The 16,665-nt window shown below is 64.0% G+C and carries 17 protein-coding genes; 2 read left to right on the top strand and 15 right to left on the bottom strand.

What is annotated here, in order from left to right; translation table 11 throughout:
• Positions 1-15: 15 nt before the first annotated feature.
• From ACWUKX_RS21460 to ACWUKX_RS21440, 5 genes are all read right to left on the bottom strand, one after another.
• Entirely contained in the window at positions 16-1,107 is a 1,092-nt protein-coding gene (locus tag ACWUKX_RS21460; protein ID WP_456008840.1) for an ABC transporter ATP-binding protein, read from the bottom strand.
• 4 nt (positions 1,108-1,111) lie between these two features.
• A complete protein-coding gene (locus ACWUKX_RS21455; RefSeq protein ID WP_456008839.1) occupies positions 1,112-2,203 on the bottom strand; it encodes an ABC transporter ATP-binding protein in 1,092 nt (363 codons plus the stop codon).
• The gene (locus ACWUKX_RS21450; RefSeq protein ID WP_456008838.1) at positions 2,200-3,153 is read right to left on the bottom strand and encodes a carbohydrate ABC transporter permease; all 954 of its coding nucleotides are present in this window, start codon (positions 3,151-3,153) and stop codon (positions 2,200-2,202) included. Before ACWUKX_RS21450 ends, ACWUKX_RS21455 begins: the two co-directional genes overlap by 4 nt.
• Positions 3,150-4,010, bottom strand: a complete 861-nt coding sequence (locus tag ACWUKX_RS21445; RefSeq protein ID WP_456008837.1) for a carbohydrate ABC transporter permease — start codon at positions 4,008-4,010, stop codon at positions 3,150-3,152. The genes ACWUKX_RS21450 and ACWUKX_RS21445 overlap by 4 nt, the downstream gene beginning before the upstream one ends.
• Positions 4,011-4,090: 80 nt before the next feature.
• Positions 4,091-5,704, bottom strand: a complete 1,614-nt coding sequence (locus ACWUKX_RS21440; RefSeq protein WP_456008836.1) for an extracellular solute-binding protein — start codon at positions 5,702-5,704, stop codon at positions 4,091-4,093.
• A gap of 370 nt (positions 5,705-6,074) precedes the next feature.
• On the opposite strand from ACWUKX_RS21440, the gene ACWUKX_RS21435 reads away from it, so the two are divergent.
• On the top strand, positions 6,075-7,106 hold the full coding sequence (locus tag ACWUKX_RS21435) for a LacI family DNA-binding transcriptional regulator (protein WP_029351687.1): 1,032 nt from the start codon (positions 6,075-6,077) through the stop codon (positions 7,104-7,106).
• 241 nt (positions 7,107-7,347) lie between these two features.
• On the opposite strand, the gene ACWUKX_RS21430 is transcribed toward ACWUKX_RS21435, so the two are convergent.
• From ACWUKX_RS21430 to ACWUKX_RS21390, 9 genes are all read right to left on the bottom strand, one after another.
• Complete coding sequence (locus tag ACWUKX_RS21430) at positions 7,348-7,836, bottom strand: aconitase X swivel domain-containing protein (RefSeq protein ID WP_456008835.1); 489 nt, start codon at positions 7,834-7,836, stop codon at positions 7,348-7,350.
• Positions 7,833-9,080 carry an aconitase X gene (locus ACWUKX_RS21425; RefSeq protein WP_456008834.1) on the bottom strand — a complete coding sequence of 416 codons (1,248 nt, stop codon included), beginning with the start codon at positions 9,078-9,080 and terminating at the stop codon, positions 7,833-7,835. Before ACWUKX_RS21425 ends, ACWUKX_RS21430 begins: the two co-directional genes overlap by 4 nt.
• A gap of 65 nt (positions 9,081-9,145) precedes the next feature.
• Entirely contained in the window at positions 9,146-10,213 is a 1,068-nt protein-coding gene (locus tag ACWUKX_RS21420; protein WP_029351692.1) for an ABC transporter ATP-binding protein, read from the bottom strand.
• A complete protein-coding gene (locus ACWUKX_RS21415; protein WP_095518747.1) occupies positions 10,213-11,001 on the bottom strand; it encodes an ABC transporter permease in 789 nt (262 codons plus the stop codon). Before ACWUKX_RS21415 ends, ACWUKX_RS21420 begins: the two co-directional genes overlap by 1 nt.
• Positions 11,001-11,870 carry an ABC transporter permease gene (locus ACWUKX_RS21410; RefSeq protein WP_456008833.1) on the bottom strand — a complete coding sequence of 290 codons (870 nt, stop codon included), beginning with the start codon at positions 11,868-11,870 and terminating at the stop codon, positions 11,001-11,003. The genes ACWUKX_RS21415 and ACWUKX_RS21410 overlap by 1 nt, the downstream gene beginning before the upstream one ends.
• A 25-nt stretch (positions 11,871-11,895) precedes the next feature.
• Positions 11,896-12,957: an ABC transporter substrate-binding protein gene (locus ACWUKX_RS21405; RefSeq protein ID WP_456008832.1), complete on the bottom strand. Its 1,062-nt coding sequence runs from the start codon at positions 12,955-12,957 to the stop codon at positions 11,896-11,898.
• A gap of 48 nt (positions 12,958-13,005) precedes the next feature.
• Positions 13,006-13,968 carry a PfkB family carbohydrate kinase gene (locus tag ACWUKX_RS21400; protein ID WP_456008830.1) on the bottom strand — a complete coding sequence of 321 codons (963 nt, stop codon included), beginning with the start codon at positions 13,966-13,968 and terminating at the stop codon, positions 13,006-13,008.
• The gene (locus ACWUKX_RS21395) at positions 13,965-14,999 is read right to left on the bottom strand and encodes an ADP-ribosylglycohydrolase family protein (protein ID WP_456008829.1); all 1,035 of its coding nucleotides are present in this window, start codon (positions 14,997-14,999) and stop codon (positions 13,965-13,967) included. Before ACWUKX_RS21395 ends, ACWUKX_RS21400 begins: the two co-directional genes overlap by 4 nt.
• 2 nt (positions 15,000-15,001) lie before the next feature.
• Positions 15,002-15,727 (bottom strand): GntR family transcriptional regulator, encoded by a 726-nt coding sequence (locus tag ACWUKX_RS21390; protein WP_029351701.1) that lies wholly within the window; start codon positions 15,725-15,727, stop codon positions 15,002-15,004.
• 242 nt (positions 15,728-15,969) lie between these two features.
• On the opposite strand from ACWUKX_RS21390, the gene ACWUKX_RS21385 reads away from it, so the two are divergent.
• Positions 15,970-16,317, top strand: coding sequence for a hypothetical protein (locus ACWUKX_RS21385; protein WP_456008828.1), 348 nt, complete (start codon positions 15,970-15,972; stop codon positions 16,315-16,317).
• A 92-nt stretch (positions 16,318-16,409) separates the two neighbouring features.
• Here ACWUKX_RS21385 and ACWUKX_RS21380 read toward each other — a convergent pair whose 3' ends face one another.
• Positions 16,410-16,631 carry a DUF2934 domain-containing protein gene (locus tag ACWUKX_RS21380; RefSeq protein ID WP_456008827.1) on the bottom strand — a complete coding sequence of 74 codons (222 nt, stop codon included), beginning with the start codon at positions 16,629-16,631 and terminating at the stop codon, positions 16,410-16,412.
• Positions 16,632-16,665: the final 34 nt, after the last annotated feature.

The raw sequence follows: 16,665 nt of genomic DNA, 5'->3' as shown, positions 1-16,665 counted from the left end.
TTCTTGCGGCCGCTGTCATCGTCCCAGCGCTGCCCCGCTTTGCCCGAAATAATGCACGCGGCCGGGCTCGCAGGATATCGCCACCATCGCGTCCGGCCTGATATCCGGCTGGCCGCGCAGCAGTGCCCTGAGGCGCGCCTGCCCGGCAGCGAGTGTCACCACGGTATAGCCGCCGAGCGGCTCGACCTCGAACACTCGCGCCGGGCGGCCCGCGCGCCCGTCTGAGACTCCACCCTCCGATATTTCCCCATCCGACCAGGACCGCACCTTGATGTCTTCCGGCCTGAGCCCGATTTCGACGGCATCGGCCGGAGCAGCCTTGTCCGCGATACGGATCGCGCCTTCAGCCGCCTCGACGCCGCCGTCGCCGCGCAGCGACTTCAAGATATTCATCATCGGCGAACCGAGCAGCCGCGCCACATAAGTGCTCGCCGGCCGGTCATAGATCTCGGCCGGCGCGCCGATCTGTCTGATCCTGCCGTTCTCCAGGATGGCGATGCGGTCGGCAACCGACATCGCCTCTTCCTGGTCGTGGGTGACATAGATCAACGTCTTACCGAGCTCGCGCTGGATGCGCTTCAACTCGACGCGCGTCTCCTCGCGCAGCCTGGCGTCGAGCGCCGAGATCGGATCGTCCATCAGATAGGCATTGGGATCGCGCACCAGCGCGCGGGCGATCGCAACGCGCTGCCGCTCGCCACCGGAAAGCTGCGCCGGCGGCTTGTGCAGGATGTGGCCGATATGCAGCTTGGCCGCGACGTCGGCGACACGCTTTTCGATTTCGGCCTCGGCGACCCGGCGTTCGACCAAGGGGAAGCGGACATTGTCGCGCGCGCTCATATGCGGAAACAGCGCTAGGTTCTGGAACACCATGGCGACGTTGCGCTCGGCTGGCGACATTGTATTGACCGGACTGCCGCCGATCAGGATCTCGCCTGAGTCAGGCGTTTCCAAGCCGAGCACCAGACGCAGCATCGTCGACTTGCCCGACAGCGGCGGACCGAAGAAGCAGAAGAACTCATTGTCGTTGACCGTGAACGAGGCATCGTCGACGGCGATCGTGGCGCCATAGCGTTTCGTCACATTGCGGAAAACGATATCGGCCATGGTCTCAGCCCGCTTTCATGGCAAGGCCGGTGGCGGCGTCGAAGACGCGTACCGACTGCGCGGCCGGTGCGATCACAGCTGTTTGCCCGACCGACAGTCCCACATCATTGTCGAGCACCGCCTTCACCGCAGCCTCGCCGTCGCCGAGATGGATAATGGTACGCGCGCCGATCCGCTCGACGAAATTCACCGGCATCGACAGGCCGCGGCCGCTTTCGGCCAATGTCACCTGCTCCGGTCGGAAGCCGTAGAGCACCTCACTCCGCACGCCCCGCACAGCGGCGGTAAATTCGACCGGCAGCGGCTGCGTGACACCGAGCGGCCCGAGATCGACGACCAGCCCACGGTCGCTTTCCGCCGGCCTGCCTCTGAGCAGGTTCATCCCCGGCGCACCGATGAAGCGGGCGACGAAGACATTGGCCGGATCGTTGTAGACCTTGAGCGGCGTGCCGACCTGCTGCAGCACGCCGTGGTCCATCACCGCGATGCGGTCGGCCATGGTCATCGCTTCGAGCTGGTCGTGGGTGACATAGACCATGGTTTGCCGGAACTGCCGCTGCAACTGCTTCAGTTCGGTCCGCATCACCGCCCGGAAGGCCGCATCGACATTGGACAGCGGCTCGTCGAGCAGGAAGATCGCCGGCTCCATGATCGCCGAACGGCCGATCGCCACGCGCTGCAATATGTTGACCGACAGCCTGTCGGCCTTGCGGTCGAGCAGCGGCGTCAATTGCAGCATCTCGGCAATGGCTCCGACGCGACGGTCGATCTCGGCCTTTGGCGCGCCGCGCATTTTCGGGCCGTAGGCGAGGTTCTGCCGCACGCTCATATGGGTGAAGATCGCGTAGTTCTGGAAGACGAAGCCGACGCCGCGCCGTCCCATCGGCACGCCGGTCATGTCGCGCTCGCCGAACAGGATCTTCCCTCTGGTCGGCTCCTCCATGCCGGCGATCATGTTCATGGTCGTCGACTTGCCGCAGCCTGACGGCCCGAGCAGCGCCATGAACTCGCCGTCGGCGATGGCCAGATCCATCGTCTTCAGCGCGGTGAAGTCGCCGAACTTCTTGACCAGATTCTGCAGATGGATGGCGCTCATGCCAGCACCTCCCGCGCCATGCGCTTCATGGCAAACACCGCTGCGATGGACAGCACGATCAGGATGGCCAGCGCGATCGCCGCGACATAGCCCCAGATCAGGTCCTGGGTGGTGAGCTTGTAGATGTAGACGGAGATCGTCTCGGTTGCGACGCCGGGACCGCCGCCGGTCATGATGTAGAGCGTGTCGAATATCTTGAAGTTCTCGATCACCCGGATCGCCAGCGCGATGATGATGATCGTCTTCATCTTCGGCAGCACGATGGTGACGAAGCGCTGCCAGGGATTGGCGCCGAGCAGCGTCGCCGCCTTGATCTGGTCCTCGGGCACGCCGACCAGGCCGGCAAGCAGGATGAGGAACATCAGTGGTGTCCACTGCCAGATGTCGGCGACCATGACGGCGATGAGCGCCAGCGTCGGGTCCGAAAGCCAGGCGATCGTGACGGGAAAGCCTGATAGCGCCGACAGGATGTCGTTGACCGGGCCGCCCGACTGGAACAGCATGAAGAACATGTAGCCGGCCACCGCCGGCACCACCATCATCGGCATCAGCAGGATCGAATAGAATACCCGCCTGCCCGGAAACTCGTCGGCAAACAGCGTGGCGAGCGCGAGGCCGAGCAGGAATTCCGCAGGCACGCAGATGATCATGACGATGGCCGTGCGCTTTAGCGCGCTCCAGAAGCGCGCGTCGGCGGCAAGGTCGGTGTAGTTGGCGAAATTGTTCCACAGCGACCAGGCGTTCCACCAGCCGAGGCCGGACAGCGGCGACCAGTCGGTCAGGCTAATATAGAGCTGCATGAGCAGCGGGAAGACGGCGATGAACAGCACCAGGATCTGCGCCGGCAGCGTCAGCCGGAAGCCGAGCTTTGCCCCTTCGTCCCGCAAGGCCGGCTTTGCCTGGACGGCCTTCATCACGTCCTCCGAAATCGTCGCAGTCACCGCGCTCATTGCTTGAGCGCCCCAAAGGTCAGCCCGCGCACCAGATGGCGCTGGATGGCGATGCCCATGATCACAGGCGGCACTGCGGCGATGAGACCGAGCGCCGCCTTGGCGCCGTAGAGCTGTCCCGTCATCGAGGAGGACAGCGAGGCCATGTAGACGGGGACCGTCACCCATTCGCGCGTCGTCAGAAGCAGCGCGATCAGATAGTCCGACCAGTTGAGAATGAAGACGAACAGCGCGGCGCTGGCCAGCGGTGCGCGCATCATCGGCAGCGTGATGCGGGTGAAGACGCGCCACCGCGAACAGCCCTCAACCAGCGCCGCTTCCTCGATCTCGCGCGGCATGTCGTCGAAGAAGGTCTTCATCAGCCAGAAGGCGAAAGGCAGCGTGACGATGCCGTAGATCAGCGACAGTCCCCACCAGCTGTCGGTGAAGTTGAGGAAAGCCCACATGATCATGACCGGGGTCATCACCGCCATCGGCGGAAACAGGCGAAGCTGGATCAGCGCCAGCGGCAGATTCTGGCCCGAGCCGAAGCGCGACAGTCCGTAGGCGGCTGCCGTGCCGGCCGACATGGCGATTGCCGTGCCGAAGGTGGCCGACAGCAGCGACGACAGGATCGGTTTCAGCGCGGTGCGGTCGAGCGCGACGATCAGATTGTTGGTCGACTCCCCGAAGACGAACCGGAAATTGCTGAGCGTCGGGTTCTTCGGCCACCAGGTCAGGTGGGCGCCGGTCGCCGACCATTCGGCGATCGGCTTGAAGGCCATCGACACCATCCACAGGATCGGCACCAGCGTCACCGCCATGGCCGCAAGGATCGCTGCATAGCGGAATATTTCGAAAGGAACGGAACGCTTCATCTTGCCGCTTTGCTGGGGTCATCGTTTGCAGAGGGGAAGAGCAATCACTCCTCCCCTCCATTCGGATTCAGGGAGCAGGATCAGCTGACCGGATCGAGAACAGTAGGCCAAGCTTCCTTGTTGGTCTTGATGGCTTCGAGAAGCTTCTCCTCGCCGGTGCGGCGGGCGATCTTCTTCCATTCGGCCTCGGTGTCGGCCATCGCCTGCTCGGCGGTCTTGGCCTTGGTAAGTGCTGCGACGAGGTTCTCGTCCAGCGCATTGTGGAAGGCGGTGGCGCCGGGATAGTTGATGGTCGGCACGGTGCGGGCGACCGTCTCGCGCACCACATCCATGTGGTAGGCGTGATAGGTCTGGCGGACCAGCGGGTCGGAGAAATCCGACAGCCGGAACGGATCGAAATAGCCGCCAGGATTGGCGGTCATCCAGGCATAGATCCGGCTCGATCCCAACCACTGCAGGAACAGGTAACAGGCCTCCGGATTCTTGGCCTGCGAGGAGACCGAAGCCGAGAGGTTCAGCCACAGCACCGAACGGCTGATCAGCTTCCCGTCGATCTCGCGGCCGGGCGGCAGCATCGAGCCGATCTTGTCGGTGACCTGCGAATCCTTGTTACCGGCATTGTCGAGGAATTTCGGCAGGTTGGAGAAGGCGCAGGTCATGGCGGCGCCGCCCTTGGCGAAATTGCCGTACTGCTCCGGCCAGCCCCAGGAGATCGCGTCCGGCGAATGATGGGCCAGCGAGGCGATGTACTCGTTGGTCGCAGCGATGCCTTGCTCCGAATTGATCAGCGGCTTGCCGGTGTCGTCGAACAGGAACTGATTGGGCGAAGCCATTGAGACATAACGCTGATACCAATTGGTATAGCCCCAGCCCTGGTTGCGCAGATCGGTTGAGCCGAACAAGCCCTTGTCCGGGCGCTGGAAGAAGGCCGCGATCTCGTCATGCTGCTTCCAGGTCTTCGGCGGCGCCAATTCGTAGCCATGCTTGTCGGAGAACGCTTTCTTTTCGGCCGCGTCGCCGAACAGATCGGTGCGGTAGACCCAGGTCTGGAAATCGCCATCCAGCGACACGCCATAGGTCGAGCCGCGATACTGGCTGAGCAGCGAGACGCCCTTGGCGCCGTTGACATAGCCGCGCTCGGGATCGTCCCATTCCGGCTTGTACTGGGCGACGAAGTCGTCGAGCTTCAGGATGCCGCCGGTTTCGGCGAGATCGCCGAGACGGTTCCATTCCACCGCGTAGATATCATAGGCTCCACTCTTGGTGGAGATGTCCTGCATCGTCTTGGTGAACTCCTGGCCATTCGGCACGCCGACGATCTCGAGCGGAATGCCGGTTTCCTTCTCCCACAGGTCCTTGATCGAGGGCGCGCCGGCAGGAAATGGCTGCGTCAACTGGCCGATCGAGCCGTCGGACAGGCCGAGCACGATTTTGGCAGGCGCCTTGCCGGCGCCCTTCATCGCCTTTGCCGCCTCGATGGCGCGGCCTTCCGGCGTATCAGGCCCATACTGATAACGCTCTGAGCCGTCGAAGCCCGTCGGGCCGCCGATCATGCCCGGCGCGAGCGCATCGGCCGCATAGGCGCGGCTGGGACGAATGAATTTCGGTGCGATACCTGCGGCGGCAACAAGCACTGCCGCCTTTCCACCGGACGCCAGCAAACGGCGCCGCGACATGCCGATCATATCAGACATTGGAAGTCCTCCCTCGGGGCCTTGTTCCTCCACGGCCCTCATGATGGATATTGACGACACTATGGGAAGGCTGTCAACATCATAGATACTCAAAACACGTCATAACATCGCAAATGAGGGGAGAGAATGCAGTCCAACGAGGTCACTCTACGGTACCCGGTGCTTGAATTTGAGGGAACCGTGCGCCGCGCCTACCCTTTTCGATCCGGCTCGACGATTTGGTGTAGCGCGCCGGCTTGCGCATCGGCTAAGGCCGGATACATCATTTCCCATCAGAATCGCGGATGGCAATGAAGTCGTCGTCCGACGTACATCCGTTAATCCGCGGTTTTGATGCGCCTGTAGCGCACTAGCAGTAAGGTGATCGACTATGCGGTCCACCCTGACAGACATAGCCCGGGAAGCCGGCGTTTCAGCCGCCACGGTCGATCGTGTGCTCAACAACCGCGCCGGGGTCAGGGCGCGCACCCGCGAAGTCGTACTCGAAACGGCGCAGCGGCTTGGCTACATCGCGGAAAATTCGAACAGCCCGACCCCGCGCAACGCGCTGCGCGGCGATGTCATACGGCTCGATTTCGCCCTGCCCGCCGGCACCAATTCCTTCATCAAGATGCTGCACCGGCATATCGAGGCGCAGGCGCAGTCGCGGCCGGACCTCGATGTGCGCGTCGCCACGATCGAAGGCTTCAATCCCGACCGGCTTGCCCGCCTGCTGCAGGAATTGCGCGGCCAGACGCAAGGTGTCGGCGTCATTGCGCTCGACCATCCGACCGTCCGTGAGGCAATCCGCTCGCTGTCGGCCAGCGGCGTCAAGGTCGTCACCATCGCGTCCGACATCCTGCATGTGCCGAGGGTCGCCTATATCGGCATCGACAACCGCGCCGCCGGGCGCCTCGCCGGCTATTTGCTCAATCGCTTCATGGGCGCTGATCGTCCGGGCAAGGTCGCACTGTTCGCCGGCTCGCTCTCCTATCGCGGCCATGAGGAACGCGAGATGGGGTTCCGCCACATCCTCACGGAAGAATCGCCCAATCTGCAGATCGTCGAGATGCGCGAGATGCTCGACGACCGGGAAAAGGCCTATGCGGAGGCCTCCGCCCTGCTGGACCGGCATCCGGACCTGGCCGCGATCTACAATGTCGGTGCCGGCAACACCGGCATCGCTCGCGCGCTTAAGGAGCGTGGGCGCGCACTGTCGACGGTGTTCCTTGGCCACGAGGTGACGGAAGGCACCAAGGAGCTTCTGCTCGACGGCACGCTCGACGCGGTCATCGACCAGAACCCGCGCGTCGAAGCCCGCGAAGCGCTCAATACCTTGACCCATGCGGTCAGGGGCTTGCCTTACGAGTTGCACCAGCCGAGGCTGCAGGTGATCTTTAGGGAAAGCATCCCGGAGATCTGAACGGAAGTTCCTGGATAAGAAAGGCCGCGCCAGCAAGTGGGGTTGTGGCGCTGCGGCGATCAGGGTAATCTTGAGCTCGATGCCGTGCGGGCTGTTGTCTTCGGGACGAGGAGGACCGGGATCTCCTCCGCATGCAAACGGTTCGGCGTTCGGCTGGGTTCGCGGCGGAAGCGGCTGCCGCGAGGATCGTTCGCGAACACTGGCGCGGCACGCTCGGCCGCGACGAGACGCTGGCTGCGGCCTATTGGCGACGTGGCGCGGCGGGACCGATGGCCGGCTGGATCCTGCTCACGATCGCTTGCGCATCCTCGCCAAGGCCGATCGCGATCCGGTCGCCGGAAACAATGCCTGATATGTCGCAGACGACCAGCGGCATGCTGACATCGTAGAGAAACTCGGCGACGATGGCGCCGACGGCCAGGATCGGGTCGGGCCGCTGCAGGATAATGCCGGCCGGCGCCGTGCCCCTGCGGATCGCCTCGGCCAGAACCGAGGACGAGGACGAAGATCCCCGCCCGGAACCCATCACCAGGATCTTGGCAGCGACATTTTGGCCAAGACCAGGATGCGAACGGTCGATGATGTCGCCCGTCTCGATGTCCAGGCCGCCCCAGAAACTGAGCGCTTGCGACAGCACCAGCGCCGAGCCTTGTGCCTCGCCGGCAAGCTGGAAACTGCCAACTCTGTTCAGGGCTCGACTTTTCAGGGCTCGACTTGCCTGTTCACTCATGGCGCACCCCTCACGACGTGCCCGACCGCTGCCGAGCGGATGCAGTCCTCCATCTCGCCGAACGCCACCGAGACGCCGATATTGCCGGGGGCGTAATGCGCCCATTTGCCGGAGTTGGTCATCACCACGCCGTCGAGGCGCTCGATGATGGTGGTGACATAGGTGCAGGTATCGGTCACTGGAATGAGGTTGAACGCCTTCACACTCTCCAGCTCGCCCTCGTCCTGAAGCCGCGTCAGCGTCGCGCGCCCGGTGTTGACATAGATCGGGATGCCCCTGCCCGGCGCGATATGGCGCAGCATCGGCAGCAGGCGCATCCACTCGTGATGGGAAAAATGCGGCGTGCCGAGCGATACGGCCGCAAGCGGCGCACCGTCGGGGACGCTGGACAGCCTGGCCAGCGCATGGTCGATGTCGGCGCGAGAGATCCGGATCGTCTCCTCCGGCGCCTTGCCGCGAAACGCCTCGTCGAGCGTCTTTGCTTCCGGCGTGATGCCGACCGCATGAAACAGTGCCACCGCGCCCGTCGTTGCCGCCGCCGCACCCAGCGCCTTCAGCTGGTCCTCGTCGCGCGGCTGCGGCAGGCCCGATATCACCGGGATGTGGTCGCCACTCGCCTGCCCGATGATCAGCCCGACGCCAACGAACAGGGCGTCGGTGGGCTCGAAAGAACCGGTCAGCTCGAACAGGATCTGGCCGCGCCGGTTTTCGCTCAAATGCAGCCCCCAGGCCGGCGCCCGACCGGTCATCGCGCAGCACAAATCGATGAAATCACCATAGCGATTGGTCCGCGCTCCAATCACCGAATTGGCAAAGACGATGGCGTTGGACTCGCCCCAGGCGATCTGCTCGCCGAAAGCCGGCCGGAACCGCGTCTGATAGGGCGCGCAGGTGAAGGTCGCCTGACAGCCGAGCTCCAGATGCGCCTTCATCAGCCGCCGCGCCGGCACTTCTTCGGCGGCCGGCATCTTCACCAGGCCGGGATGGATGAGGTCGAACGAACCGACATTCAATGTGGTGGGCACCCGAACGCTGCCACCGCCCTCGACCAGCCTCTCGACGAAATCGAGACCGGCCTGGCCGTGATAGAGGCAGCCGTCGATATGGGCACCGGCAATATCCAGCAGCTTGCGCGCGCCGACCGCCTTCGAAAAGGCGACCAGGATCTTCATCGCTGCGGCCACGGCCGGGCCGTGCTCGCCCTGCAGCATCGACTGGTCGCCCGCCATCAATTCAAGCGTCATCGGGTGTTCCGCTTTCCTCACTATGCCCGACCATGCTCTCACTGATTGCAGTCCGCCTGGCAAGATCAGTTCGCGGCGATCAGCACCGTACTCTTCGGCGACCAGCGCAGCAGCACCTCCTGGCCTTCCGCCAGCCTGTCAGCGCCGGTATTCTGCACGATGACCTTGAGCGTCTGGCCGTCGCGTTCGACGAAATAGGTACTGTTGTTGCCGGCGAAGATACGCTTGGAAACTTGGCCACGGAGCACATTGCCATCGGCCTGGTCCGCGCTTCCGGAATCGATGGCGATGCGGATGCGTTCGGGCCGCACCGCGCAGCTGGCCTTGGCGCCGGCGGCAAGCGTCGCCCCTGCCCGGGCGGCGATCGCCGTGCCGTCGGGCAGCCGGATACCGACGCCTGTGGTCTCGCCGCGAAAGATGTTGGCATCGCCGAGGAAGGTGGCGGCGAATTCGCTTTTCGGGCTGTCGTAGATCTCCTCCGGCGGCCCTTCCTGCACCAGCCGGCCATCGCGCAGGATACCGATGCGGTCGCTCATCGTGAGCGCTTCTTCCTGGTCGTGGGTGACGAAGATGGTGGTGATGCCGATCTCGCGCTGGATACGCTTCAGTTCGATCTGCATGTCGACCCGCAGCGCCTTGTCGAGCGCGCCGAGTGGTTCGTCGAGCAAAAGCACACGCGGCTTGGTGACGATGGCGCGGGCCAGCGCAACCCGCTGGCGCTGACCGCCGGACAGCTGGTGCGGCCGGCGGCCGCCGAGCTTGCTGAGTTGTACCAGATCGAGCGCGCGCTGCACCTCGCTTGCAATAGTTGCTTTGGCTTCGCCACGCACCGACAGGCCGAAGGCAACATTGTCGGCCACGCTCATATTGGGAAACAGCGCATAGTTTTGAAACACCATGCCGATACGCCGCCTCTCGACCGGCACCCGCTCGACGCTCTCGCCGCCGATCGCAATGCGGCCCGAGTCGGGGAAATCGAAGCCCGCGATTTGCCGCAGCAGCGTGGTCTTGCCGCTGCCCGAGGGCCCAAGCAGTGCATAGAAACCACCGTCGGCAAAATCGATGGAGACGTCATCCAGTGCCTTGTGCGCCCCGAAATTGCGCGACAAATTCGATACCTGAACGCCGGCCATTATTTCTCTCCGCCGAATTTGAAGAAACGTGCCGTAAGCAGCATCAGCGCCATCGAGACGACGATGATGATGGTCGAGACCGCGTTGATCTCGGGCGTGAAACCCTTGCGGATCGCGGCGTAGATCTCGACCGGCAAGGTTGTCTGACCCGGCGTCGACAGGAAGTAGGACACCACGAACTGGTCGAACGATACGGCAAAGGCGAACAGCCCGCCGGCGATGACGCCCGGCATGATCCAGGGCAACGTCACGCGCCGCGTCACCTGCCACTGGTTGGCGCCGAGCGATCGCGCCGCCTCTTCCAGTTCCGGCGCAAAGGTCTGCAGCCGTGCCGAGACGACGACGATGACATAGGGCAGCGCCAGCGCCACATGGCCGAGCAGGATTGCGAACAGACCACGCCCGATGCCGACGCCGAAGAAGAAGATCAGCATCGCCGTGCCGGTGATCAGCCACGGAATGGCGATCGGCGGAAACAGCAGCGCTTGCAGGAATTTCTTGCCGCGAAATTCGTAGCGATAGAACGCCAGCGACGCCGCCGTGCCGAGCGCGGTGCAAAGGATGGTGGTGATGACGGCGATCTCTATGCTGTTCGAGGTTGCGGAGATCAGCTGGTCGTTCTGCCACAGCGACGCGTACCATTCAGTCGTCCATTCGAACGGCAATTGGTAGAAGGGCGAGACGTTGAACGACATCAGCGCCATGATGACGATCGGGAGATAGAGGAAGGCGAGCAGCAGCCAGATGTAGAGCCGGCCAAGCCATTCGAGGATACGGGTCGTCGCCATCAGGCGGCCCTCCTGAGCACCGGCGATGTCAGCGCAAGAATGACCAGGACGACGGCCAGCAGGATGAAGGACAGCGCTGCGCCCAGCGGCCAGTTGAAGACGGCGACGAACTGATCCTCGATGACCGTTCCGTAGAAGGTACCGGTGCGCCCGCCGAGGATACGCGGCTCCATGAAGGAGCCGACGACGGGCACGAAGATCAGCGCTGCGCCCGCCACCAGCCCCGGCATGGACAGCGGGATGATCACCCGCCTCAGCATCTGCAGCCTTGAGGCGCCGAGCGAGCGCCCTGCCTCGATCAGCGAGTCGTCGATGGCCTGCAGCGTGAGGTAACAGGTCAGCACCATGTAGGGCACGTAGGAATGCACCAGCCCGATGACGACGGCCGGATACGAATACATCAGGTCGATGTTGATCTTGAACGGCAGCACGGCGTTGAGCGCGGTGTCGAGAATGCCGCCCTCGCGCAGCACCATCGCCCAGGAGAAGATGCGCACCAGCCCGTTCGACCAGAACGGCAGGATGACGAGCAGGAAGATCGCCTCGCGGCTGCGCCCTTTCAGCACCTTGGCCAGCACATAGGCTGCGGGAAAGCCGATGACGACGCACCACAGGGTCACCTCAAGCCCGAGCCTGAGCGACGCCAGCAGCAGCGTCAAATACAGCCGCTCTGAGAAGAAGGTGGCGTAGTTCTCCAGCGTGAACGACCACGCCTTCCCCGACAGCGGCAGCTCGGTCATGGAGGAGAAGAAGACCATGGCCGCCAGCGGCAGGAAGATCGCCACCGTCAGCCACAGATAAGCGGGCAGAAGCAGGGGCAAAGCCGATCGCAATCCGCTCCTCGAACCGGTCGCGACCTGTTCCGCCATATGCCTCTCCCCGAAAGCCCGCCCGCTACTTCACGTTGACCTTGAGTTCTTGCCACAGCGCCAGATAGGCCTCGCGCTGCGCATCGGTGATGGGCGCCTGGAACTGGATGCGCTTGGCCACATCGGGATCGCCCATCACCTTGCGGTTGAACGCATCTTCGGGAAGCGCTGCAACCGCCTTGGTGTTGGCCGAGACCGGCGCGCCGACCTTGGTGACCCATTCAACGTAGAAGCCGGGATCGATCATGTAGTTGATGAACGCCTCGGCGCCGGCGACATTCTTGGAGCCGACCGGAATGGAAAAGGCGTCGAGCCAGGCGACGGCGCCTTCCCTTGGGATGACCAGCGAGACCGGCAGCTTGAAATGTGTCTTGGCGCGGTCGGCCGAACCGCTCCAGTAGGTGCCGATGTCGATCTGGTTGGAGGCGACCATCTGGTTCCAATCGTTCTCCGAGCTCCAGAATGTCTTGATCTGCGGCATCAGCGAGGTCAGCTTCGCCTTGACGGCTTCCATGTCCTTGATGTCGTTGATGTTCTGGCCGGTGGCGATGGCGCCGAACTGAACCGCTTCGACCGCGTCGTCGCGAATGACCACGCGGCCCTTATGGGCCTCGTTCCACATTTCGCTGATGCTGGTCGGCGGCGTCTCGAAGGACTTCTCGTTGATGGCGAGCGCGGTCAAGCCCCACACCCATGGCACGCCATAGACCTTGCCGTCACGAACGAGCATCGGCGATCCCGCCTTGTCCGGGCTGATGTCGGCGTAATTGGGAATATTGGCGACGTCGATCGGCTGGATCAGCTTTTCCGCCATCGCCTGGTCGTTGAAGGCTGCGTTGATCATGACGACGTCGTAGAGGCCGGGATTGGTCCTCAGCTTGGTCAGCATTTCCTGTTCGGAATTGAAGAAGTCGTTGACGACCTTGTTGCCGGTCGCCTTCTCGAAGGCCGCGATGGCCCAGGGCTCGTCGGCCCCGTAGCCCTTCCAGTTGAGCACATGCACTTCGGCGGCAGTGGCGGCCAGCGTCAGCGCGGAGGTGAAGACGGCAGTCGCCGTCAGAAAAGCAGTCAGTTTTGGCATGCGCATGTTCGTTCCTCTCATTGTTCTGCCCGGTTGGCGGGCTTGTTGCGTCATTTAGGCCTCTTGCTTCCGGCCGTGCACGGATCGATCGTCATCGCTGAGGAATGTCTGGATCTCCTGGTCGGTCGGCGCCGACGACCCGCCATGGCGGGTGACCGAGAGCGCCGCCGCCGCATTGGCGTAGCGCGCCGCTTCGAGGGGTGGCACGCCGCGCGACAGCGCGCTGACGAAGGCGCCGATATGGGTGTCGCCGGCGCCGTTGGTATCGATGGCGGCGACCTTAAAACCGGGCACGGCCTGCGCGGTGCCGTCAGCCAGCCGCACAAAGCAGCCTTTTGCCCCGGCGCGTATGACGACCCCCTCGGCGCTCGGACAGTGATTGGAAAGAAGCCCGGCAGCAATAGCCTCGACATCGCCGGGGCCGGCGATCTCGCCCGCTTCTACGATGTTGCAGCTCAGCCAGCTCGTGCGCGCCAGCACCCGGTCGAGAATGGTGCGCGGGATGTCTGATATAACAGGCGTCGGATCGAAGACGAAGGGAATTTCCGCCGGCAGCGCCTCGATCCAGTCGGCCAGCGCATCGCGGCTGCCGACATAGCTCAGCGTGTAGCCGGAGGCGAACACCCAATCCCCCGGCGCAACCCGGACGGGCGCCATCATGCCGAGGCTGAGCACGCTCTCGGCACCAGGCCATGACACGAAGGTGCGCTCGGCGTCGCCGCTGATCATGGCGACGCAATTGCCGCTGTCCATCATGGTGGATGCCGGGGTCAGCGTTGCGATGCCTTCCGCCGCGAGGGCGGCACGCAGGAAGTCACCATTCGGTCCGCTGCCGAGTTGGCCGCCGAACGCCACTTTCATACCGGTGCGGCTGGCCGCGACCATCATGTTGAAGCCGCCGCCGGCGACCTGGGCAAAGCTCGATGCGGTTTTCTCGCTGCCGGGCGCCGGCAAGGCGTCGATGCGGTAGACATAGTCGACCACCGCGCTGCCGATATGGACGAGACGCCCGCTCATGCCGCCGCGTCCTTGCCTGAACTGCTTTTCGCCATCCGCGCCGCGACCAGGTCGGCGGCGAGCGCGCGCACCTGCGCAATGTCGAGGCCTTTGAGCCGGTTGATGTGTTCCCGTGGCAATCGGGAAAAGCCGGCGCAGGCGCCTGCCATGCCGGCGGCAATGGCGCCGATCGTGTCGGTGTCGCCGCCGAGATTGGCGCTGATGACGGCCGCCAGCCAGGGATCGCCGCCGGCTATTTCCAGCACCGCGAAGGCCGCCGGAACCGATTCCTGGCTGGCGACGCCGGTGCCGACCAGGTCGACGATCAGCCGGATGCCGTCAGTGACAGCCTTGCCGCGAACGAGGCTCCTCGCCCAGTCGATACGCGCGGCAATGTCGCCGCCGGTGATCCAGTGACCGAGTTCTGCGCCGCGCTTGGCCGCCACGACGGCACGATCTGCGGCGGCGCGCCAGTCGCCGCCGGCAACGCCGCGGCTGACGGCGGCAGCGACGGCTGCGGCCGAAGCAATGGCGATCGAGGTGTTGTGCGTGGCGCGGCAGGTTTCGGCGACCTTGGCGACCAGCGCGTCGAGCGGCTCCGGCGGCATCATGATGCCGACCGGCGCGATGCGCATGGCGGCGCCATTGGTGTCGCCGCCACTTCCCGCTTCCTCGGCCGGCACGCCGCCATTGATGGCGTCGATGGCGCGCTTGGTCGACGGTCCGAGCAGATCGTAGCTGCCACGCGCCTTGACCTCGCGCTCCCAGTCGAGCAGCGCATTGACCCAGCGCGTATGATCGAAGCCATCGCCTGAAACAACCAGGATACGGCCGAGCAGCAGCGCCTGTTCGGTGTCGTCGGTAACAGTGCCGGCGGCCAGGCCTTTCGAGACGGGATGGTCGGCGACGGGCGCGACGAAATCCTCGACACGGCCGTAGAGCTCGGCGATGCGGGCCGGCGACAACAACTGCGTCGGCATGCCAAGCGCATCGCCCAGCGCACCGCCGATAAGCGCACCCATCGCCCGGTCGATCGCCTCGGCCGTGTCCATACTCAGAACTCCAGGTGAAGTGCAAAATGCGCCGGATTGAGAAGGCTGGTGACAAATTCGATGGCGCGGCCATCGGCCGCGCGCGTCAACCGCCGCGTGCGCAGGAACGGCGCGCCGGGCGCGCAATCGAGAATGGCCGCGTCCTCGGCGCTCAGCATCTCGATATCGACCCACTCCTCGCCGTGATCGGGGACGAGCCCCGCCCCTCGCAGCGTCTGGTGCAGCGAGCCCTCGCGCAGGCCGCGCAGCGGCACGTCCTCCAGCTCGGGCGACAGCGGCAAACGGCTGCGCTCGATCGAGATGGCGTGGCCGTCATCGGCGTTGCTGCGCACCCGGTCAACGGCGATGAAGAACGGGCTTTCGACGCCCAGTCTAGCAGCGAGCTCGGCATCCTGCATGACTTCGAGCCTGAGCGTGCGCGTGTCGGCATTGGCGCCGGCATTGGCCAGCGCCCGCGACCAGCCGACGGCGTCGTCGACCGGCATGCCGTCGAAGGTGACGAACGAGCCGATGCCGACTTTGGTGGTGATCAGCCCGCGGCTCGACAGTTCCTCGAGACCCTTGCGGATGGTGTTGCGGCTGACGGAAAAGCGCTGGACGAGCTCGTTCTCGCTCTGCAGGCGGTCGCCGAAGCCGAGCACGCCGGAGCGGATCTCGTGTTCCAGGACGGTGGCGATCCGTTCGGGCTTGCCCGTGCCGGGAGACGACAGAGCCGTGCGACGCGTCATGGAATACCTGTTCAGTAGACCTGTATAGTCCTGTTCAATACCGTGACATGGCGGTCATGTCAACGGCTCGTGGCCAGCACGCTTTTGAGTTCCCCATACTTGGGCAAGGATTGCTCTGATGATCACGAACGGTTCGTCGCAGGCTGGAATTTTATGGGAACTTTCACCACCGCCGAGCGGTTTTTTCTGTAGTCGCAGATGCGGCAACAACCGAGAAAATGGAGACAAATGGAGAAAAAATCATGCTCACGAAGATTCTCGCAGCGTCCGTACTTGCCGCCGGTCTGGCCACCTCTGCGGTGGCCCAGAATACCAGCGACCCGGACGCTGACATGGGTCCCGGCAGCGACAGAAGCGTCGTCACCGACCCTGCCCCGGTCGATCCGAACCTCGCCGAGCCGAATGCCGTCGATCCCGGGATTACGGGTAGCATTATTGCGGGCCCTGATGACTTGAATTCAAATGCCGACTTGAATTCCAATGCCGATCGTAACTGCCCTATAGGCCCGCAGGGCGCGATGCCGGATGCAATGAACAAGGCTCCCGGCACGGTTTCACCGACCGTCAACGACAACCACTGCGGCAAGTAGCCGAGATCGGTTTCAGGACTCACGCTTTCGGCCGCGGCACGGACAGAGTTTCGTCCCGCGGCCGAAACGCTGAGTTTCCGAAGCGCTATGTTCTAGCTTCCTGAACTCTTGCGCGATCGGACAGCTTTTGGCTTGGTGGCCTTTCCGGTCGCGGGACCCTTCGCTTTCGGCCTGCTCTCCTCAGCGTCGATCTCGGCTGTGGCCTGATCCCAGTGCTGCTGGTGCGCGCCGGCGGGCCGGCCGGCCTGCTCCCAGATCGCGTGGGCCCGTTGGCGAATGCGTTGCTGCCTGTCGTCCGTCACTGTTGCCTCCATCGGCTCAAATCCGTGAGCGACAACTTTTAGCTGA

The organism is Mesorhizobium sp. f-mel, from assembly GCF_053850215.1.
This window is presented reverse-complemented; position numbering and strand designations above follow the sequence as displayed.

What these genes read in the sequence shown, in the direction of transcription:
- ACWUKX_RS21460 (WP_456008840.1), bottom strand. Translation starts at nt 1,107, where the DNA reads ATGGCCGATATCGTTTTCCGCAATGTGACGAAACGCTATGGCGCCACG.
- ACWUKX_RS21455 (WP_456008839.1), bottom strand. Translation starts at nt 2,203, where the DNA reads ATGAGCGCCATCCATCTGCAGAATCTGGTCAAGAAGTTCGGCGACTTC.
- ACWUKX_RS21450 (WP_456008838.1), bottom strand. Translation starts at nt 3,153, where the DNA reads ATGAGCGCGGTGACTGCGACGATTTCGGAGGACGTGATGAAGGCCGTC.
- ACWUKX_RS21445 (WP_456008837.1), bottom strand. Translation starts at nt 4,010, where the DNA reads ATGAAGCGTTCCGTTCCTTTCGAAATATTCCGCTATGCAGCGATCCTT.
- ACWUKX_RS21440 (WP_456008836.1), bottom strand. Translation starts at nt 5,704, where the DNA reads ATGTCTGATATGATCGGCATGTCGCGGCGCCGTTTGCTGGCGTCCGGT.
- ACWUKX_RS21435 (WP_029351687.1), top strand. Translation starts at nt 6,075, where the DNA reads ATGCGGTCCACCCTGACAGACATAGCCCGGGAAGCCGGCGTTTCAGCC.
- ACWUKX_RS21430 (WP_456008835.1), bottom strand. Translation starts at nt 7,836, where the DNA reads ATGAGTGAACAGGCAAGTCGAGCCCTGAAAAGTCGAGCCCTGAACAGA.
- ACWUKX_RS21425 (WP_456008834.1), bottom strand. Translation starts at nt 9,080, where the DNA reads ATGACGCTTGAATTGATGGCGGGCGACCAGTCGATGCTGCAGGGCGAG.
- ACWUKX_RS21420 (WP_029351692.1), bottom strand. Translation starts at nt 10,213, where the DNA reads ATGGCCGGCGTTCAGGTATCGAATTTGTCGCGCAATTTCGGGGCGCAC.
- ACWUKX_RS21415 (WP_095518747.1), bottom strand. Translation starts at nt 11,001, where the DNA reads ATGGCGACGACCCGTATCCTCGAATGGCTTGGCCGGCTCTACATCTGG.
- ACWUKX_RS21410 (WP_456008833.1), bottom strand. Translation starts at nt 11,870, where the DNA reads ATGGCGGAACAGGTCGCGACCGGTTCGAGGAGCGGATTGCGATCGGCT.
- ACWUKX_RS21405 (WP_456008832.1), bottom strand. Translation starts at nt 12,957, where the DNA reads ATGCGCATGCCAAAACTGACTGCTTTTCTGACGGCGACTGCCGTCTTC.
- ACWUKX_RS21400 (WP_456008830.1), bottom strand. Translation starts at nt 13,968, where the DNA reads ATGAGCGGGCGTCTCGTCCATATCGGCAGCGCGGTGGTCGACTATGTC.
- ACWUKX_RS21395 (WP_456008829.1), bottom strand. Translation starts at nt 14,999, where the DNA reads ATGGACACGGCCGAGGCGATCGACCGGGCGATGGGTGCGCTTATCGGC.
- ACWUKX_RS21390 (WP_029351701.1), bottom strand. Translation starts at nt 15,727, where the DNA reads ATGACGCGTCGCACGGCTCTGTCGTCTCCCGGCACGGGCAAGCCCGAA.
- ACWUKX_RS21385 (WP_456008828.1), top strand. Translation starts at nt 15,970, where the DNA reads ATGCTCACGAAGATTCTCGCAGCGTCCGTACTTGCCGCCGGTCTGGCC.
- ACWUKX_RS21380 (WP_456008827.1), bottom strand. Translation starts at nt 16,631, where the DNA reads ATGGAGGCAACAGTGACGGACGACAGGCAGCAACGCATTCGCCAACGG.